General features: G+C 64.0%; 19 protein-coding genes. 10 read left to right on the top strand and 9 right to left on the bottom strand.

Going from position 1 to position 13,485, the window contains the following annotated elements; translation table 11 throughout:
* Nucleotides 1-20 precede the first annotated feature (20 nt).
* On the bottom strand, nt 21-260 hold the full coding sequence (locus tag QA643_RS32415; RefSeq protein WP_283029728.1) for a DUF2188 domain-containing protein: 240 nt from the start codon (nt 258-260) through the stop codon (nt 21-23).
* 128 nt (nt 261-388) lie between these two features.
* Between QA643_RS32415 and QA643_RS32410 the strand changes: the two genes are divergently transcribed.
* The 3 genes from QA643_RS32410 to QA643_RS32400 all read left to right on the top strand — a co-directional run bounded on the left by QA643_RS32410 (nt 389) and on the right by QA643_RS32400 (nt 2,053).
* On the top strand, nt 389-655 hold the full coding sequence (locus QA643_RS32410; protein WP_171713099.1) for a DUF2277 domain-containing protein: 267 nt from the start codon (nt 389-391) through the stop codon (nt 653-655).
* Nucleotides 656-802: 147 nt separating this feature from the next.
* Entirely contained in the window at nt 803-1,447 is a 645-nt protein-coding gene (locus tag QA643_RS32405) for a hypothetical protein (protein ID WP_283029727.1), read from the top strand.
* A gap of 378 nt (nt 1,448-1,825) precedes the next feature.
* Nucleotides 1,826-2,053, top strand: coding sequence for a hypothetical protein (locus tag QA643_RS32400; RefSeq protein WP_283029726.1), 228 nt, complete (start codon nt 1,826-1,828; stop codon nt 2,051-2,053).
* A 119-nt stretch (nt 2,054-2,172) separates the two neighbouring features.
* Here QA643_RS32400 and QA643_RS32395 read toward each other — a convergent pair whose 3' ends face one another.
* A complete protein-coding gene (locus tag QA643_RS32395; protein WP_283029725.1) occupies nt 2,173-2,520 on the bottom strand; it encodes a hypothetical protein in 348 nt (115 codons plus the stop codon).
* Between the two features lie 60 nt (nt 2,521-2,580).
* Here QA643_RS32395 and QA643_RS32390 point away from each other — a divergent pair, with 60 nt between their 5' ends.
* A complete protein-coding gene (locus tag QA643_RS32390; protein ID WP_283029724.1) occupies nt 2,581-2,904 on the top strand; it encodes a hypothetical protein in 324 nt (107 codons plus the stop codon).
* 105 nt (nt 2,905-3,009) lie between these two features.
* Nucleotides 3,010-3,186, top strand: coding sequence for a DUF3606 domain-containing protein (locus tag QA643_RS32385; RefSeq protein WP_283034994.1), 177 nt, complete (start codon nt 3,010-3,012; stop codon nt 3,184-3,186).
* A gap of 543 nt (nt 3,187-3,729) precedes the next feature.
* On the opposite strand, the gene QA643_RS32380 is transcribed toward QA643_RS32385, so the two are convergent.
* The 4 genes from QA643_RS32380 to QA643_RS32365 all read right to left on the bottom strand — a co-directional run bounded on the left by QA643_RS32380 (nt 3,730) and on the right by QA643_RS32365 (nt 6,661).
* Entirely contained in the window at nt 3,730-4,902 is a 1,173-nt protein-coding gene (locus QA643_RS32380) for a cytochrome P450 (RefSeq protein ID WP_283029723.1), read from the bottom strand.
* Between the two features lie 3 nt (nt 4,903-4,905).
* The gene (locus QA643_RS32375) at nt 4,906-5,673 is read right to left on the bottom strand and encodes an SDR family oxidoreductase (RefSeq protein WP_283029722.1); all 768 of its coding nucleotides are present in this window, start codon (nt 5,671-5,673) and stop codon (nt 4,906-4,908) included.
* A 188-nt stretch (nt 5,674-5,861) separates the two neighbouring features.
* Complete coding sequence (locus QA643_RS32370; RefSeq protein ID WP_283029721.1) at nt 5,862-6,113, bottom strand: hypothetical protein; 252 nt, start codon at nt 6,111-6,113, stop codon at nt 5,862-5,864.
* Between the two features lie 293 nt (nt 6,114-6,406).
* Nucleotides 6,407-6,661 carry a hypothetical protein gene (locus QA643_RS32365; protein WP_283029720.1) on the bottom strand — a complete coding sequence of 85 codons (255 nt, stop codon included), beginning with the start codon at nt 6,659-6,661 and terminating at the stop codon, nt 6,407-6,409.
* Between the two features lie 174 nt (nt 6,662-6,835).
* Between QA643_RS32365 and QA643_RS32360 the strand changes: the two genes are divergently transcribed.
* Nucleotides 6,836-7,381: a DUF2380 domain-containing protein gene (locus tag QA643_RS32360; protein ID WP_283029719.1), complete on the top strand. Its 546-nt coding sequence runs from the start codon at nt 6,836-6,838 to the stop codon at nt 7,379-7,381.
* Nucleotides 7,382-7,461: 80 nt separating this feature from the next.
* A complete protein-coding gene (locus QA643_RS32355) occupies nt 7,462-8,274 on the top strand; it encodes a methyltransferase domain-containing protein (RefSeq protein WP_283029718.1) in 813 nt (270 codons plus the stop codon).
* Nucleotides 8,275-8,323: 49 nt separating this feature from the next.
* Here QA643_RS32355 and QA643_RS32350 read toward each other — a convergent pair whose 3' ends face one another.
* Nucleotides 8,324-8,713, bottom strand: coding sequence for a RidA family protein (locus tag QA643_RS32350; protein WP_283029717.1), 390 nt, complete (start codon nt 8,711-8,713; stop codon nt 8,324-8,326).
* A 385-nt stretch (nt 8,714-9,098) separates the two neighbouring features.
* On the opposite strand from QA643_RS32350, the gene QA643_RS32345 reads away from it, so the two are divergent.
* Together QA643_RS32345 and QA643_RS32340 are read left to right on the top strand one after the other, a co-directional pair.
* Nucleotides 9,099-9,539 (top strand): hypothetical protein, encoded by a 441-nt coding sequence (locus QA643_RS32345; protein WP_283029716.1) that lies wholly within the window; start codon nt 9,099-9,101, stop codon nt 9,537-9,539.
* 134 nt (nt 9,540-9,673) lie between these two features.
* Nucleotides 9,674-10,219 (top strand): phosphohydrolase, encoded by a 546-nt coding sequence (locus tag QA643_RS32340; RefSeq protein ID WP_283029715.1) that lies wholly within the window; start codon nt 9,674-9,676, stop codon nt 10,217-10,219.
* Between the two features lie 3 nt (nt 10,220-10,222).
* Here the strand turns inward: QA643_RS32340 and QA643_RS32335 are convergent, their stop codons facing one another.
* Together QA643_RS32335 and QA643_RS32330 are read right to left on the bottom strand one after the other, a co-directional pair.
* Entirely contained in the window at nt 10,223-10,726 is a 504-nt protein-coding gene (locus QA643_RS32335; protein WP_283029714.1) for a DUF1993 domain-containing protein, read from the bottom strand.
* Nucleotides 10,727-10,973: 247 nt separating this feature from the next.
* The gene (locus tag QA643_RS32330; RefSeq protein ID WP_283029713.1) at nt 10,974-12,314 is read right to left on the bottom strand and encodes a lytic murein transglycosylase; all 1,341 of its coding nucleotides are present in this window, start codon (nt 12,312-12,314) and stop codon (nt 10,974-10,976) included.
* A gap of 297 nt (nt 12,315-12,611) precedes the next feature.
* Here QA643_RS32330 and QA643_RS32325 point away from each other — a divergent pair, with 297 nt between their 5' ends.
* Complete coding sequence (locus QA643_RS32325) at nt 12,612-13,481, top strand: xanthine dehydrogenase family protein subunit M (protein ID WP_283029712.1); 870 nt, start codon at nt 12,612-12,614, stop codon at nt 13,479-13,481.
* Nucleotides 13,482-13,485: the final 4 nt, after the last annotated feature.

Here is a 13,485-nt window from a genome sequence, read left to right as displayed (position 1 = left end):
ATCACACCGCCGCGCGCCGCCTATCCCTCCACCTCGGTTTCCGGCCGGTCGTTGCCGGCAGCGGTCTCAGCGTGCCAGCGGCCGTCGGCGGTCTCATATTCGATCACCTCGGTGCGGCCCGGCACCCGCTGTTCGGCCGCCGCGCGCCGGGCCGCGGCGAGGGCAGCGGCGCGGTCCGGGAACGGCTCGGAGAACGCGCCGTCGACGGTGTAGGCCCAGCCGCCGTCATGTTCGACGATCTTGTAGGTCACATGGGTCATCGGGAACTCGCTGTGGTGCAGGTGCCGACAGGATGAACGTGCCGCATGATCCGTGTCAAAATAGGCTACGCCGTCGGATTTTGCACCGGCCGTTCGTCCTTGAACGACGAGCCGTGAAGGAGAGAGCCATGTGCCGCAACATCAAGACCCTGTTCAATTTCGATCCCCCGGCGACGCACGCCGAAATCCATGCATCCGCGTTGCAGTTCGTGCGAAAACTCTCCGGCTTCAACTCACCGTCGCAGGCCAATGCCGAGGCGTTCAACCGCGCGGTTTCCGAAGTCGCCGACAGCGCGCGGCGCCTGCTCGCCTCGCTGCAGACCAACGCGCCGCCGCGCGACCGCGAGGTCGAGGCCGAAAAGGCGAGGGAGCGCTCGCGGGCGCGGTTCGGCTAGGGGGACTCGCAGCCGATCTGTCGGTCGTCTGCTATCGCGCGACGACCTCACAAACGCCCTAGGGCTGCTGCGCCCCTGCCTCCCTTCCGTCAAACCAGAATCGCCTCTTCCCTTGAGAATTCGGAAGAATCGTCGGTGGAGGTATCCATGTTATACTCGCAAAGCCCGCCACTGACGGCCGAAGAAACGCTCGACGGGCTTGCGCGCGATCTCGACGTCCGGTCCGACCAGCGCGTCGGCCGACGGCGCACAAAGCCTCCGATGGATGCTGCCTATTCCTACCGCTTCGGGGAAGGGCGGCCGGCGGGCGGCCGGCCGTCGCTTGGCCGGCGACTATTCCGCAGCCTCGTCCGGTTCTCGATTGCGGTTCTCATCGGCGTCGGCGCCACGCTGGGCTGGCAGTCCTACGGCGATGAAGCAAGGGAGATGCTGATAGCCCAGGCGCCCGCGCTGGCTTGGGTGCTACCCGTTCCGACGACGAGGTCGCCAGCCATGGCTGCGACCTACGCCGACCCGACGCGGCAGCTTGCACCGATGGCATCGACGCTCGATGCCGTGCGGCGCAGCGTCGAACAACTCGCTGCCAAGCAGGAACAGATGGCCCAGAACATTGCGGCATTGCGGGCTGCCGGGGAGGATGTCAGGCAGAAGATGCCGTCTGCACCTCCGGCCGTCACGGCTACGGCCACAGCCCCCGCCCAGCCGGCCGCCTCCGTCCCGCAGCCCAAACCTCCGCAAGCCAAGATAGACTCTCGCCTGCCGTCTCCCACCGGATCACAGTTCTCGCGCTGACACCCCGGATTGCCGCGAGACGCGTAGAGGCTAACAGGCGAGGGTGGGTTCGCGCCGGCGGGTGCGGCCAGCTTCGCCGTTCGCATATGGGCGCGGCATGAACCCCCGAACGTTCAAACTTCCAACCCGTCATGGCCGGGCATAGCCGTCTGAAGGACGGCGTCGCTTCCGCTCGCCTATGCCCGGCCGTCCACGCTCTTTCGCGCGAAGTCCAAGACGTGGATGCCGGGACAAGCCCGGGCATGACGGTTTGTAGAGGCGTGAGAACAGAACCCATGCCGCGTTGCCATAGCTTCTGCTGAACCGTGACACACCTCACGGTGCGGCGCGGTCCTGGCGCCGATGATGGCGACGAACGTTGGCCATCGGAGGGATATCATGGACCAGGCAATGCGGCTGAAGCTCGCCGCCGTTTTCTTCGCCATCTTCTGGGTTGGAAGCATGCTGTGGTGGAGCGGCGAGTATCATCCCGCCTATATCATCCTGCTCGCCGTTTGCGGGGCCATCGGAGGCTATCTGTGGTACCTTGCCATGCGCTGGGTGTTTCGGCACATGCATCTGGTGACGCGAAACGGCAATCACGGCCCCGGCAGCGAGACACCGTGACGCGTTCGCCGATTGCTGCTAGTTTCTTTTCAGGCATCACGAACCGGGCAGGCCCGCCATGCGCGTTCTCGCTGGTCTTGCACTCGTCCCGATCTCGTCGACGGCATTTGCCGCCCGCTTTAGACGAGCCCGAGAGGCAACTGCCGCGTGGGGCGGGCGTGGCGTTGCATGAAGTCGGCCAGGTGCTCCGGCACCGGCACGCCGTCGATATCGCAGCGCATCTGGATCTCCGCCGCAATGTCGGAAGAGACGTCCTCGGACCAGTGTTCGAGCGTGTTGAACGCCACGACGCGGACGGGGCTGTTGTATTGGCCTGTCAAGAGGTCGCCGACGATGGTTTCAAGGTCGGCCTTTTCGATCTCGGTTTCGCGGTAGACCGTCCCGACGGAAAAGCTGTCCACCACGAGGTAGGCGGTTTGATCCGCCCCGTAGGGTACCGTCCCCGGTGACCAGCCGGTGCCTGGCATGTGCGCTATCCTGCAATTCACGCGATTCAAGCCCCTGGGCCCCCGCTGGTTCCTAGTTTAATGCCAGTCTTTCCCGAATTTGCTATCATCGAAGCCGGTCCCTCGCTCGCAAAGGATGTCGTTTCAGCACATGCGCCCGGAGAGGTAGCGTCAATGACCAGATTGGATGATCGTACCATTGCAAACATGGATATCGTTCTCGAAGAGACCTGCAGTGTCTTTCCCCATGGCGGCGATCACGAACATCGCCGCCACATCGCCCAGAAGCTGAAGCTCAGCGCCAGGCGGGGCAACACCACCTTGGGCGGATTAAGGGCAGTCGCGCAGAGCGCGCTCAAGGAAATCACCCGCGACGCTCCGTCCGATCGGCAACTTAGGAACTAGCCGGACAACTCAGCCGTTCTCATTCGCACAGTTTACGCAGCCAGATTTTTCGAAATGCTCTGGATCGGCGGTGCGATGATGACGGATATTGAGGGGATGTTTGCGATGGATCACCTGACCAGGAGGGACACGCCCGACCGCAGCAAGATCAACATGCACCAACGCTGGGAATTGAAATACTGGACGAGAGAGCTTGGCGTATCCCATGCGGAGTTGCAGAAGGCGGTCGACAAGGTCGGCAACTCGGCCGCGGCGGTTCGGAAGGAATTGGCCCGCTCCTGAACTGCAGCAGCGCCGTTTCGCCAGATGATTTGACAGTATTTTCCCGGATAGCCGACGAGGGCCGGACGGATCAAGATACCGCTTTCACCAAGAGCGTATATTTGCGTTCGCCCGGCGGAAACGCCGGGCTTTCGCATGATGTCTGTCGCCGACGTTGAAGGGCGAGCGGCCAAACCAGGTTACGCCGCACGAAAGCTTACTGTTTGTCCTCAGTCCAGCTGAGCTGGCCGCATTGGCACTCGAAGATACGGACCGTCATGCCATTTCGGGAGTCCATGATCTTGCGGATCAGCTTTGGCCGAGCGCCGCATCGACACCTGAATTCGTCACGGATGGCTGATTCCGAAACACTGCTGCTGACAAGATTCATGACTCTCTCCCCCAAAAAGGGGAACCACAACTCGACTAGGCCGGATTCATTTCGAGAAGAATGCGGGCCACTCGACAATGAGTCTTCAGCCCTCGTGGCCAGGTTCAAGTCCCGATCGAGATCGGCGCCATCAGGGCTTCACATCAGCGAGAGGCTCATAGATCTGTTTGGCTTTAAGTGGCGTTCCACTTCACCGGCAGATTGAGTAGGCCGCGGAACGCCCAGCCGCCGATCCGTACCGGTTCCCGTTCGTCCAGCCGCAGGTCCTTCAGCCGCGCGAACAGGCTCGGCAGCGCGACGTCGGCGACCATGGCGCGGGAGGCGAAGGCGCCGGCGCAATAATGCGGGCCGGCGCCGAAGGCGATGCTCTTCTGGGTGTCGCGGGTGATGTCGAAACTATCAGGCTCGGCAAAGCAGGCCTCGTCGCGGTTGGCGGAGCCGAACATGAAGAACACGCGGTCCTCCGGCTCGAAATCGATGCCGCCATACGTCCACGGTTTGGCGACGCGGCGCGGCGACATCTGGATCGGCGCGATCCAGCGCGCATATTCCTCGAACACGTCGATCCACTTCGCTTTTCCCTCGCGCACCAGCGCGAACTGGTCGGGATGGGTCAATAGCGCCCAGGTCGCGCCCGAGATCGCATCGCGCGGTTCGTTCTGCCCGCCCGATATCGCAAGCTTGATGTTGGCGCGGACGCTTTCCATGTTCTGGCCGGCCGCCAGCAATACGCTCAGGATCGAGGTGTTCGGGTGCTTCCTGACGACCGGAATCATGTCGTCGATCGCGGCATCGATGCCCGCTGTGGCGGCGTGGCAGCGCGCCTCGACCTCCTCGTTGCCGGTGTAGTTGGCAATGCCGTCGATCATCGCCTGCGACCATGCGTCCATGTCCTGGTAGCGCATGTTGGTCAGCCCGGTGATGTCCTTCAGGCATTCGGCCGACAGCGGCAGCGCGAACGCCTTGCAGAGGTCGGCTTCGCCTGTCGGCGCCAGCTCACCGAGGATGCGATCGGCATGGGCCTGAAACTGCCGGATCCAGGTGTCGCGCACCGTGCGCGGCGAGACCGCCGGAAACATCGCCTGCCGCTCGCTCATGTGCGCGTCGCCGTCCTTGCGCATCATGTTGTGGCCCATCAGCAGGTTCATCAGGCCGTTCGGCTGGTGCGAGGAGAACACGTCGATGCGCTTCTCCTGGGTGAAGATATCGTCGCGTCGGGTGAACACGGTCGAGCCGAGCTGCGGCACGAAGGCGATCGGTGCCTCCTTGCGCATCTTCGCCAGCGCTGGATAGGGATCGGCCCAGAACGAGGGGACGTCGATGTCGAAATGCGGGGCGTTGGACATGGTTCACACCGCCCGGTAGCCGCCGTCGACCATCACGATCGAGCCGGAGACATAGGCCGAGAGATCGGAGGCGAGGAAGATCGCGGGACCGACGATGTCCTCCGCGGTTCCGGCGCGGCCGAGCGGCGTGTGATCCATGAATGTCTTCACGAGGTCCGGATTGTTGGCGCGGGCGTTGGCGTTGAGCGGTGTTGCGATGAAGCCCGGGCCGATCGCGTTGACGCGCACGCCTTCCTTGCCGAGCTCGGCGGCGAGCGCCTTGGTGAAGCCGAGCACGCCGTGCTTGGAGGCGGTGTAGGCGGGCGAGCTCGGCGTGCGCACATGCACGAAGGACTGGATCGAGCCGATATTGACGATGCGGCCCTTGCTGGCGCGTAGGGGCGCAAGGAACGCGTGCGTCACGTTGAAGACGCCGGTGAGGTTGATCGCGATGATGTCTTCCCAATCGCTAATCACGGCTTCCGCCGCGCCGAGCATGCCGTTACGGCGGACGATGCCGGCATTGTTGACGAGGATCGAGACCTGGCCGACCTGATTGGCGACATGCTTCGCCATCGCGACGCAGTCCTCGCGTTTGGCGACATCGAGGGCAAAGCTGTCAGCCTTGCCGCCGGCGCTGCGGATTTCCTGCGCAGCCTCGGCGGCCGCTTTCTCCTCGCGGTCGAGCAGCACGACGCGCGCACCCTCGCGGGCATAGCCGATCGCGATCGCACGCCCGATGCCGGAGCCTGCGCCGGTGACGACGGCGATGTGATTTTCGAGAAGGGGCATGGCGCGTTTCCTCTTGCTTGGTTTTGCCGGAGGATAGCAAGCGCATCGGGTAGTACAAGGTGGAACGACTGCGGCGGTGTCGTAGGGTGGGGCAAAGCGAAGCGTGCCCACCATGCATCAACAGTGGTGCAAGAAGTTGGTGGGCACGGCGCTGCGCGCCTTTGCCCACCCTGCGCACTACGAAACGATTACAGCTTGCAGTTACCCTTCTTGAGCATGCCGTCCTTCACGGCGAGCGCCGCGGCGAATGTCGGAACCGGCTTGCTGACGGTCCTGTAGTTCGACGGGATCGGCTTGGTCGGAATGCTCTGGTCCCAGACCTGGCAGACACCGGTGCCTTCCCAGCGGATCAGATGAAAGGCGGCTTCAGCAGGGCTGGTCGCGACGACAGCGGTGAGGGCGAGGCTGGCCGTGGCGGCAAGGGCAGTGAGGCGAAGCATGGGCAAAATACTCCTGTCATGGAAATGCGCGGCCGCGCTCCGCAAGGGGGAGATTTAAGGGAGCGGGCTCCCGGTCGGGGATGGCCGGGCATCCCTTTGTTGTCACCGATGCGTGATTGGTTCAAAGCAGCGCATGAAAAAAAGCCGGCGCGTCATCCCCGCGCCGGCCGCTTTCAGATGTTAGACCTCATCCTGAGGAGGCGCGAAGCGACGTCTCGAAGGATGAATGGCACCAATGGTGCCGCATGGTTCGAGACGGCGCTTGCGCGCCTCCTCACCATGAGGATCAAAGCTCAGAACGCGCAGGCGCCGCTCCGCAGCATGCCGTCCTTGAACACCAGCGCGTCGACGAAGGTCGGCACTTCCGAGCCGACGATCACGCTGTAGTTGCCGGGATACGGCGCGGTCGGGATGTTCTGGTCCCAGATCTGGCAGAAGCCGGTATCCTGCCAGCGGATCAAATGATAGGCGGCGTTTGCCGGGCTCGAGGCGGCAAGGGCAGTGAAACCAATCGCGGCAACGGCGCAAAAGCCAAAAATACGACGCATCTTCAAATCTCCAGTTTTGAACGCGGGGCCTTGGCGCCCGGTTACCCCTTGAGTAGCGGGCCACGCGGGAAGGTTCAAAGCCGGGAACGGTCGAATGGGTTAGCGAATTCCTTACGCGCTGCTACAATTCGGCGGTGAAGCGATGCCGGCATCGGGCGTAGGAGGCCAGCCACAATGCAAGACACAAACTCATGGTGCGCGTCACGCTGGCGCAGCCGCGCAAGCGCCGTGCTGACAATGTTGTGCACGGTCGTTGCATTGTTGTTTGCAGCGGGCCGATTGCCGGCGGCTGCGCCGATCGCGGTGGCGGTCGCGGATTTCGATTATTTCGACACATCGGGTGAAGTGGTGGACCAGAGCGCGGAGCACCGCGCCCGCGTCGCATCGTTTGCAGCATTGCTGCGCGACAACATTTCGGCACAAGGCGGCTACCGCGTGGTCAGCATCGAATGCCCCGATCATCCCTGCACCGCCACCAGCATGTCGCAGAATCTCTTCATCGCCGCCGCGCGCAAGGCCGGCGCGCGCCTCGTGGTCTATGGCGGCATCCGCAAGATGAGCACGCTGGTGCAATGGGGCGAGATCCAGCTGCTCGATCTCGAAGCGGAGAAGCTCCTGATGCGGCGGACGGTGACGTTTCGCGGCGACAACGACGCCGCCTATCGCCACGCCGCCAATTTCGTCAGCGACACGCTGAGGGAAACCATGCCGAAGCCTTGAGGCTAGTGGAGTCGGAAACGACCCAAAGCAGAATTTTGTGCTAGTCTTGTGCACCATCAACTGGACGGTGGGTGACAGCAATGCTGGAAACGGACAAGGTGTTCGCGGACTCGATCCCGGAAAACTACGACCGCTATATGGTGCCGTTGATTTTCGAGTCGTTTGCCGCGGATCTCGCGCGACGCGCCGCGTCCTTCGCGCCAACCGCCGTTCTGGAGATCGCCGCAGGCACAGGGGTTGTCACCCGCGCATTGGCGCCAAAACTGTCCTCGGGCGCGCGTTATGTCGTGACCGATCTCAACCAGCCGATGCTCGACTACGCTGCGTCGCGACAAGGCCCGGACAATCGCATCGAATGGCGACAAGCCGATGCGCTGGCGCTGCCGTTTGAAAACGCGGCCTTCGATCTCGTTTGTTGTCAGTTCGGCGCGATGTTCTTTCCCGACCGCCCGGCTGCCTACCGCGAAGCCAAGCGGGTCCTGAAACCAGGAGGACATCTTCTGTTCAACGTATGGGATCGCATCGAGGAGAATGTATTTGCGGATGATGTGACGAATGCGCTGGCAAGGATTTTTCCGGATGATCCGCCGCGCTTCCTGGCGCGCACGCCGCACGGCTACCACGATACGGCGTTGATCCGTCGCGAACTGGAAGGCGCAGGTTTCTCCCGCGTGGTGATCGAGACCAGAGCCGAACAAAGCCGCGCATCCTCGCCGCGCATCCCGGCCGTTGCCTATTGTCAGGGAACGGTTCTTCGCAATGAAATCGAGGCGAGAGACGCGGGAAAACTTCAAGCGGCCACCGACTACGCCGCATCCGCGATTGCAGACCGGCATGGCAGCGGCGAGGTTACCGCCAAGATACAGGCACATGTGATCGTGGCTGTGGCCTGAGTGTTGGAACGGTCCGGCGCAATCTTCAGCGGCCGACCGCCCGCGTGGATTATCGCCCGGAAATCTGCGCCACGCATTCGATCTCGATCAGCATCTTCGGATCAGGCAGCGCCTGCACCACGCAGGTGGTGCGGGCGGGGTAGGGCGCCGGTCCGAACGCCGACGCATAGAGGGTATTCATCGTGGCGACGTCGGAGGCGCGCGTCAGCAGAACGTTGACCTTGACGAGATCGCGGAACGTCGCGCCTGCTTCGTCGAGCACGCGCTTGATGTTGGCGACGACGAAGCCGAACTGCGCCTCGAACCCATCCGCCAGCGCGCCCTTGTCGTCAAAGCCCGGAATGCCCGAGACGAACAGCAAGTCGCCGACACGGGTTGCGAAGGAGAGCGGCGGGGACTTGATCCCGGCGGGCGGCGCAAAATGCTGGATCTTTGGCATGGGACACCTTCGGTGGCGCGTGGGCCCTAAACCTAACGCGCCGCTGCCTCGCTGGAAAGGCAGCGGCGCGGCGCCATGCGACCCGCCGAGCTCTGGGAAAGGTGCGATGCGGAACGATCGCGAGGGGTAATTGCCGCGCGAATGACTAGCGCAAGATGATGGCAGTAAAGGTAATGCAGTTCACAGGCGCGCTGATTTTCATGCGTTCATGTGGAGATTTTTTCGCCAGCAGGCGGCAGAATTTGATGAAATTGTGTCATGCCCGCCGTGGCACGCCGTGCGACAGGGGCATCAATGCGCTTTTCCCCTATCGCTGATGGGGTACAATCGGTTCGTCACGACTCAATCGGCGCCGCAGGCCGCCAATTCCCTGGAGAAACTATCCATGAAGATGCCATCCGCCCTCCGTGCCGCCGTGCTCGCGCTTGCGGCCTTTGCGGGCGTCAGCCTGTCCTCCGCCGCGCAGGCCGACGAAGGTTTCGTGCAGCTCACGATCTACAAGGCAGGCTGGGTGATCGGCGGCTCCGGCGGCAGCGGGGTGCTGGATTTCCACGGCCGGCGCTACGCGCTTTCGACCGGCGGCCTCGACTACGGTTTTGTGTTCGGCGGCTCGAAGACGATTTTGCGCGGCCGCGTCAGCAACATCTGGCGCCCCTCCGATGTCGCCGGCGTCTACGGCGCGGCCGGCGCCGGCCTCGCGGTTGGCCGCGGCGCGCGTGCGATCGTCTTGACCAACCAGAAGGGCGCGGTGCTGGAATTGACCGGGCATCAGGTGGGATTGATGGCGAACGCGGATCTCAGCGGTCTCGCCATCACGATGCGTTAGGTCTTGGGCGGGTCTCGTAGGGTGGGCAGAGGAGCGAAGCGACGTGCCCACCATGCCTCCCCGATCGAGCCGCGAGATGGGTGGCACGCCGCGCTCTGCCCACCCTACGGCGCCGCGTCTTCCGGAGACAGCCAATGACCCGCGAAGATCTCATTGCGGCCTACACCGCCCCCGGCCGCCACTACCACAACCTCGCTCACATCGAAGACTGCCTTGCCGCGCTCGCGCGCATCGACGATGTTTCGGCGCGCGAGCGCGAAATCCTCACCGAGGCGATCTGCTGGCACGACATCGTCTACGACGCGACGCGCGCCGACAATGAGGAGCGCAGCGCTGAGCTTGCCGAACAGCATGTCCGCGCTGACATCGCCGCGGAGGTCGGCCGCCTGATCTGCCTGACCAAAACGCACGACGTGAAGCCTGGCGACCGGCTCGGCGCTATCCTGATCTCGATCGACCTCAGCATTCTCGGCAGCGAGCCCGCACGCTACGACGCTTACGCCGCCGCGATCCGGCAGGAGTTCATCCATGTGCCGGAGGCCGACTATCGCGCCGGCCGCGCGAAGGTGCTCGGCCATTTCGCGGCAAGGCCGGTGATCTTTCCCGATCCGGCGTTCGCCGCGAAATACGACCAGAAGGCCCGCGCCAACCTCGCGCGCGAGCTGGCATCGCTGCGCTGAGGATTACCTCACGCCGAGAAAATCCCGCTTGCCGATCTCGACGCCATTATGGCGCAGGATGCCGTGCGCGGTGGCGGCGTGGAAATAGAAATTCGGAAACGCGAACCCGGTGAGATATTGCTGGCCCTTCAGCGTCATGGTGTTGCTCGGGCCGATCGGGAAGGTGACATCCCGCGTATCGCCGCCGTCGAACTGCGCCGGCTTGAACGCCTTCACATAGTCGATTGTCTTCGCGATCCGCTGCTGCAATTCTTCAAAACTCTTTTCGGTGTCCGGCGTCTGTGGCACCTCGCTGCCGGTGAGCCGCGCGCAAGTCTTCATGGCGAAGTCGCAGGCCGTCTGCACCTGCCGTGTCAGCGGATACATGTCGGGGTAAAGCCGCGCATTCAGCAACGCCTCGGGCTGGATGTTCTTTGCCTTGCAATGCGCGTCCGCTTTCGTGAGCAGGCCGGAAAGGCTGCCGAGAATCTGCAGGAAGGCGGGCACGGAGGCGTCGTAAAAGGACATGGGATGCTCTTTTCGTGATGTGGAATAGCGCCTCGGATGGCGAGGCGTCTTCGAGATGGGAGGGCTAGCGGCGAGATTCAACGCTCGCGACGCCGTAACGGCGTCTGATTGTTCTCTCGCTGTCATCGCCCGGCTTGACCGGGCGACCCAGTATCCACAGAAGTTGCTATTGAGCCGATCGGCCGCGGCGTACTGGATTCCCCGCCTTCGCGGGGAATGACAGAGGTACTCGCGGAGGCAGCCATGCCTACCGCGCCGCGGGCATCACCAGGCCTGCCGGCTGCGCCTGGGCACTCGGCCCACGCATCCGTGCCAGCAATTCCGCCGTCGGCCAGGAATCCGCCGGCAGGCCGTATTTGACCTGCATCGCCTTCACCGCGGTGCGGCTGAGCTGTCCCATCACGCCGTCGACCTTGCCGACATTGTAGCCGGCGCGCACCAAAAGCTGCTGCAGCTCCTTCAGCTCGTTGAGCGGCAGTTGCGCTACCGGCACTGACGGCTGCCGCATCGGCGGCGCGCCGGCGATGCGGCTGGCGAGATAGGCCGCGGTGGTCGAATAGATCAGCGAGTTGTTCCACTCGGTGTAAACAGCGAAATTCGCATAGGCCAGAAACGCGGGTCCAGTGCGGCCCATCGGCAGCAGCAGCGAGGCCGGCAGGTCGTCGTTCGGCAGCGGCCGGCCGTCCGGATAGGTGACGCCGAGCTGCGCGAATTTTGCGCGCGGCAGTTTTATCGTGAGATCGGCCTGCTCCCAGGGGAAATTTTGCGGCGCGCGCACTTCCTGCAGCCACGGCTCGCCGCGCCGCCATTTCAATCCGGTGGCGATGTAATTCGCGGTCGAGCCGATCACGTCGGGTGCGCTGCGCAAGAGGTTGCGATGGCCGTCGCCGTCATAGTCGACCGCATAGGTGAAATAATGCGTCGGCAGGAATTGCGTTTGCCCGAGCTCGCCGGCCCATGCGCCGATCATTTCGCTAGCCGGGAGGTCGCCGCGGTCGATGATCTTGAGGGCCGCGATGGTCTCCTTCTGAAACATCTCGGAGCGGCGGCAATCATAGGCCAGCGACACCAGCGAGCGTAGCGTGGACAGATTGCCGAGCTCGGCGCCAAAACTGCTTTCTAGGCCCCAGAACGCGGCGATCACCGCCGGCGGCACGCCATACTCCTTCTCGGCGCGGGCGAACGCCGCCGCATGCATCCTGATGCGCGCCTGCGCGTTCTTCGCCGCGCCGTCGGAGGCGCGGTTGCGCGCAAACTCGGTGAACACCTGGCCGAACACGCGCTGGCCGCGGTCGCGGTTCACGATGCTCTGGTCGTAGACGAGGTAGGGCGCGGCCTCGCTGAGCGTGCGCTGCGACACGCCGTCGGCGACCGCCTGCTGCTTCAGATCGGCAAGGAAGCGGTCGAACGACAGGCCGTTGTGGCAGGCCGCAGCCCGCGGCGTGCGAGAAGCTGCGGCCGGCTGACCGGGCACTGGCGCGACCGCAGGCCTCGGTGCGGGACGCGGGCCGGGGGCCGGTTGGGCGATGGCGAGGGATGAAAGTGTCAGGGACGCCGTGGCAGCAACGAGGAGTCTGAGAAGCGGCATCCATGTCCCCAAGGTCAGGTATCGTAGGGTGGGCAGAGCGAAGCGTGCCCACCATTTGAGGCAACTCGGCCAGTTCAATCAAGATGGTGGGCTCGCTTCGCTCAGCCCACCCTACGGCATCTCGGTACAATCCGCCGCGCAAGCCCCGCTGCGCGCATAGGAGGGAGCCGTAACAACCTGATCTCGCAGGCTGTTCCAACCGCCTCCCGCCGTGTAGGCTTAGTGCACACTGCCGGGCCATTATAAGGCCATCGCCGATATGGGGCGGGCAGGAAAAAGGGAGATGGCGGAAAGACCATGACGGAACTCCGATACCTCGCGCCCGAAACGCTTGATGAAGCGGTCGGCGCTTTTGCCAAAGCCGGCAGCGCCGCGCGCATCCTGGCCGGCGGCACCGACCTTCTGGTGCAGATGCGATCCGGCGTTTTGAAGCCCGGCGTCATCGTCGACATCAAGAAGATCCCCGAGATGACCGCGATCGAACAGACGCCGGATGGCGGCTTTCGGATTGGCGCCGCCGTCTCCGGCATGGCGCTCGCCGAACACAAAACCTTCGGCAAGGTCTGGCCCGGCGTGCTGGAGGCGGTCAACCTGATCGGCTCCAAGCAGGTGCAGGGCCGGGCGTCTGCCGGCGGCAATCTCTGCAACGGCTCGCCCGCCGGCGACAGCGTGCCCGCGATGGTCGCGGCCGGCGCCGCCGTCACCATCCAGGGCCCGGAGGGCCGCCGCGAGATGAAGGTGGAGGACGTGCCCGCCGGGCCCGGCCGCACCCATCTCAAGCCCGGCGAGATCCTGGTCAGTTTTAAACTACCGCCACGTCCGGCCGGCTCCAGCGACGCTTACTTGCGCATGATCCCGCGCACCGAAATGGACATCGCGGTGGTCGGCTGCGGCGTCAGCCTCACCATGAAGGACGGCACGGTGACCGCGGCCCGCGTCGGTCTCGGCGCGGTGGCCCCCACCGTGCTCTTGGTTGAAGACGCTGCGAAAGCGCTGATCGGCTCCAAGCTCGACGATGCGGCGCTGGCAAAAGCCGCCGCCGCGTGCTCCGCCGCCTGCCGCCCGATCGACGACAAGCGCGGCACCATCGCCTACCGCACCAGGGTGGCCGGCGTGCTGCTCAAACGCACGGCCGCCATTGCCGCTAAACGCGCTCAAGGAAAATAACTTC

Origin of the sequence: Bradyrhizobium sp. CB3481 (genome assembly GCF_029714305.1) — a bacterium.
GTDB lineage: Bacteria > Pseudomonadota > Alphaproteobacteria > Rhizobiales > Xanthobacteraceae > Bradyrhizobium.
Note: the sequence above shows the minus strand (reverse complement) of the source record. Positions and strands in the feature narration are given on the sequence as shown.